The 3,880-nt window shown below is 62.6% G+C and carries 5 protein-coding genes; 2 read left to right on the forward strand and 3 right to left on the reverse strand.

Annotation, left to right across the window (positions count from 1 at the left end; translation table 11 throughout):
* Positions 1 to 68 precede the first annotated feature (68 nt).
* Both EN964_RS27960 and EN964_RS27965 read left to right on the forward strand, forming a co-directional pair.
* Positions 69 to 551, forward strand: coding sequence for a peroxiredoxin (locus tag EN964_RS27960; RefSeq protein ID WP_127270016.1), 483 nt, complete (start codon positions 69 to 71; stop codon positions 549 to 551).
* A 75-nt stretch (positions 552 to 626) separates the two neighbouring features.
* Positions 627 to 1,103 (forward strand): DUF2938 domain-containing protein, encoded by a 477-nt coding sequence (locus tag EN964_RS27965; protein ID WP_127270018.1) that lies wholly within the window; start codon positions 627 to 629, stop codon positions 1,101 to 1,103.
* 133 nt (positions 1,104 to 1,236) lie between these two features.
* Here the strand turns inward: EN964_RS27965 and rnhA are convergent, their stop codons facing one another.
* From rnhA to ispH, 3 genes are read right to left on the reverse strand one after another with little or no spacing between them, the layout of a single operon-like run.
* Complete coding sequence (gene rnhA / locus EN964_RS27970) at positions 1,237 to 1,767, reverse strand: ribonuclease HI (RefSeq protein WP_127270020.1); 531 nt, start codon at positions 1,765 to 1,767, stop codon at positions 1,237 to 1,239.
* 11 nt (positions 1,768 to 1,778) lie between these two features.
* The gene (locus tag EN964_RS27975; RefSeq protein ID WP_127270022.1) at positions 1,779 to 2,741 is read right to left on the reverse strand and encodes a homoserine kinase; all 963 of its coding nucleotides are present in this window, start codon (positions 2,739 to 2,741) and stop codon (positions 1,779 to 1,781) included.
* Positions 2,742 to 2,746: 5 nt separating this feature from the next.
* Entirely contained in the window at positions 2,747 to 3,757 is a 1,011-nt protein-coding gene (gene ispH, locus EN964_RS27980; protein ID WP_023808604.1) for a 4-hydroxy-3-methylbut-2-enyl diphosphate reductase, read from the reverse strand.
* Between the last annotated feature and the right edge of the window lie 123 nt (positions 3,758 to 3,880).

Genomic DNA, 3,880 nt, shown 5'->3' on the forward strand with positions numbered 1-3,880 from the left:
GTTGCAGGAAGCCGTCGGGTTCGCTAGGCAAAGACACGTCCTTCCCCATTTTCCCAAGCGAGGAATCCATGACCATTTCCGTTGGCGGCAAGCTGCCTGACGTGACCTTCAAGACGATGACCGCCGATGGCGCCAAGCCGATCACCGGGGCCGAGATCTTCCCGGGCAAGAAGGTCGTGCTGTTTGGGGTTCCCGGCGCCTTCACACCGACCTGCAGCAACAACCATTTGCCGGGTTATCTCGAGAACCACGATGCCATCCTGGCGCGCGGCGTCGACACCATCGCCGTCGTTTCGGTCAACGACGTCCATGTCATGGGCGCCTGGGCGCACTTCACCGGCGGTGAGGGCAAGATCATGTTCCTCGCCGACGGCAGTGGCGATTTCGCCAAGGCGGTAGGCCTCGACAATGACCTTTCCGCCAGCGGCATGGGGCTGCGTTCGAAGCGGTTTTCGATGATCGTCGACGACGGCAAGGTCACCGCGCTCAATGTCGAGACCAAGCCTGGTGTCGACGAGTCCGGCGCGGCTCATATTCTGGGACAGCTCTGAAGTTCAGCGCGGCGTGGGGTGTGGAACGACGATCGCGCTTGTAGCCCAGGGCTTGCGTTTGGGGGGATTCTAGCGATGTTTGACATGTTCTGGCGCGCTATCGCGATCGGCATCGGCGCCACCGTCCTGATGGATCTCTGGGCCATCTTCCTGCACAAGGCGTTCGGCCAGCCACGGCCGAACTGGGGGCCGGTCGGTCGCTGGGTCTGGCATCTCCGTGACAAGGTCTTCCACGACGATATCGGCGGTGCCGCACCGTACGTGCATGAAAAGGCGCTGGGTTGGGCCTTTCACTATTTTGTCGGCATCGTCTACGGCATCATCCTGGTGGTGCTGGCCGGAGCGGGCTGGCTTGCCGCGCCGACATTCCTGCCGGCCTTCATCCTCGGCATCGTCACCGTCGGCGCCGGCTGGTTCCTGCTGGCACCCGGCATGGGCGCCGGCTGGGCGGCCTCGAAGCGGCCCAACCCGATGCTGATCCGGGCGCTGAATCTGGTGTCGCACACCGTGTTCGCACTTGGGCTTTGGGGCACGGCGCTGCTGATCCGATAAGGGTCTACAACTGCGCTGGCCAGTCGATCGGCAGCCAGCAGTAGATAACGCGGTGCGCGCCGATATCGTAGTAGTTGCCACCCCCGCCGGCTGATCCGCTTCTTCGTACCTGAGAGCCGCGCCGCTCCGGAAATCAATAGCTCTGGGTAGAGCGCCGCACTTTCGCGATTGCCGGTTGTTTGGCCGGCGCAGCAGGCTTTGCCGCTGCTGCAGGCTTGAACGGACCTTTCTTGAACGGCGCCATGCCTTCGCGCGCAAGCTCGTCGGCGCGCTCGTTCTCGACATGACCGTCATGGCCCTTGACCCAGTTCCAGGTGACCTTGTGGCGCTTGTTGGCCTCGTCGAGCGCCTGCCAAAGTTCACCGTTCTTCACAGGCTTCTTGTCGGCGGTCTTCCAGCCGTTCTTCTTCCAGCCGTGGATCCACTTGGAAATACCGTCCATGACATACTTGCTGTCGGTGTGAAGGTCGACCGTGCACGGCTCCTTCAGCGCGTTCAGCGCCGAAATGGCGGCCAACAGTTCCATGCGGTTGTTGGTCGTCTCGGCTTCGCCGCCGGAAAGCTCCTTGGTGGTGCCGTTGAAGCGCAGGATCGCGCCCCAGCCGCCAGGGCCGGGATTGCCCGAACAGGCGCCGTCGGTGAAGATCTCAACCAGTTTGCTCATGATACCCCATATCAGGCCAATCCATATTCCGAAGGAGATTTGATCGCCCGGTGGAACCGCATCCTTCTGATGTATTCGGTCGGATCGCGCTTCATCACCAGCCCGCCATCGGGGACGGTCAGCCAGTCGTACAGCCGGGTCAGCATGAAGCGCAACGCCGAACCGCGCGCCAGCACCGGCAGCGCAGCTTGTTCCTGGTCGCTCAGGGGCCGGACGCTCTGGTAGCCGGCGAGCAGCGCCTTGCCCTTGGTGAGGTTGAAGGAAAAATCCTTCTCGAAGCACCAGGCGTTGAGACAGGTGGCGACATCATAGGCGTAGAGGTCGTCGCAGGCGAAATAGAAATCGATCAGGCCGGACAGTTTTTCGCCGAGGAAGAAAACGTTGTCCGGGAAAAGATCGGCGTGGATGATGCCTTTGGGAAGGTCCTTCGGCCAGTTGCGCTCGAAATCGGCAAAGTCGGCATCGACCTCGGCCGCTAGGCCCGGCTCGACCTCGTCTGCGCGATCGCGCGCTGCATCCCAGAGCTTGCGCCAGCCGTCGATGGCCAGGGCATTCGGACGCGTCATCGAAAAATCGGCACCGGCCAGATGCAACTGCGCCAATGCCTTGCCGACCTCGGCACAATGCGTTGCTGTGGGCCGCCGCAACGAAAGCCCTTCCAGGAAGGTGATGATGACCGCCGGCCGGCCGGCGAGCGTGCCGATGACGCTGCCGTCATGCGCGGTCACCGGCAGCGGGCAGGACACGCCCTTGTTGGCGAGATGGCCCATCAGCCCCAGAAAAAACGGCAGATCCGCCTTCTCGACGCGCTTCTCATAGAGCGTCAGGATGTAGGAGCCGCTGGAGGTGTGCAGCAGAAAGTTCGAGTTCTCGGTGCCTTCGGCGATGCCCTTGTAGGACAGGAGATCGCCGACCGGATAGTGCTTCAGGAATGCGCCGAGTTCGCCTTCCGCAACGTCGGTGTAGACCGCCATGTGCCTTACGCGGCTCCATTGACGAAGGCCATGTCGGCCCGCGTCAGTTCGACATCGCGCAGGACCCGCATGACTGGAAAATCCTCGGTTTCCGTGGCCGTGATGGCAAGATCGATCGTGACATCGAAGCGTTGCCGGAACGCGTCGATGATCTCGTCGACGATGATTTCGGGCGCCGACGCGCCGGCCGACAGGCCAAGCGTCGAAATGTTGCCGATGTCATTCCACGGAATCTCGGCGGCGCGCTGCACGAGAAGCGACATCGTAGCGCCCGCACGCTCCGCCACTTCGACAAGGCGTCGCGAATTGGAGGAATTGGGGGCGCCGACGATCAGATAGAGATCGGCGCCCGGCGCGGTGTCCTTGACGGCTTCCTGGCGGTTGGTGGTGGCATAGCAGATCGATTCCGCCGCTGGTGCCTGCAGCGCCGGAAAGCGATCCTGCAAGGCGCGGATGATGCCGGCGGTGTCCTCGACAGACAATGTGGTCTGGGTAACGAAGCCGAGCGCCTGCGGATCGGCGGGCGAGAGCTTTGCGGCATCGGCTTCGGTTTCGATCAGCGTCACCGCTCCGTCCGGCAGTTGGCCCATGGTGCCGATCACTTCGGGATGACCGGCGTGACCAATCAACAGCACATGGCGGCCGAGCCGCTGATGGCGCATCGCCTGCTTGTGGACCTTCGACACCAGCGGGCAGGTGGCATCGAGATAGAAGAGATTGCGCGCCTTCGCATCCGCCGGCACCGATTTCGGCACGCCATGCGCCGAGAACACGACGGGCGACTGCCGATGTTCGGCCGGTATCTCGGAGAGTTCCTCGATGAAGACGGCGCCAAGGCTTTGCAGCCCCTCGACGACGTAGCGGTTGTGCACGATCTCATGGCGGACATAGACCGGCGCGCCATATTTCTTCAGCGCCAGCACGACGATCTGGATGGCACGGTCGACACCGGCGCAAAAACCGCGCGGCTGGCAGAGCCGGATCGTCAGAGGTGGTTTGGTGGTTGTCTGAAGCATTAAATCCGGGCCGGTTGATCAAAGCCGAAATGAAGTGCGCACCCCTGCCCTGTCAAGGGCATCGGTTGAAAGGGGGCATCAGCCGCGTTCATTCGTCTTTCGTGGGACGGCGAAGCCGCAGGA

Source organism: Mesorhizobium sp. M7A.F.Ca.CA.001.10.2.1, from assembly GCF_003998575.1.
Classification (GTDB): Bacteria; Pseudomonadota; Alphaproteobacteria; order Rhizobiales; family Rhizobiaceae; genus Mesorhizobium.

Bases quoted from the DNA above. Each gene is read 5' to 3' on its own strand.
- EN964_RS27960 (WP_127270016.1), top strand. From the start codon at position 69: ATGACCATTTCCGTTGGCGGCAAGCTGCCTGACGTGACCTTCAAGACG.
- EN964_RS27965 (WP_127270018.1), top strand. From the start codon at position 627: ATGTTTGACATGTTCTGGCGCGCTATCGCGATCGGCATCGGCGCCACC.
- rnhA (WP_127270020.1), bottom strand. From the start codon at position 1,767: ATGAGCAAACTGGTTGAGATCTTCACCGACGGCGCCTGTTCGGGCAAT.
- EN964_RS27975 (WP_127270022.1), bottom strand. From the start codon at position 2,741: ATGGCGGTCTACACCGACGTTGCGGAAGGCGAACTCGGCGCATTCCTG.
- ispH (WP_023808604.1), bottom strand. From the start codon at position 3,757: ATGCTTCAGACAACCACCAAACCACCTCTGACGATCCGGCTCTGCCAG.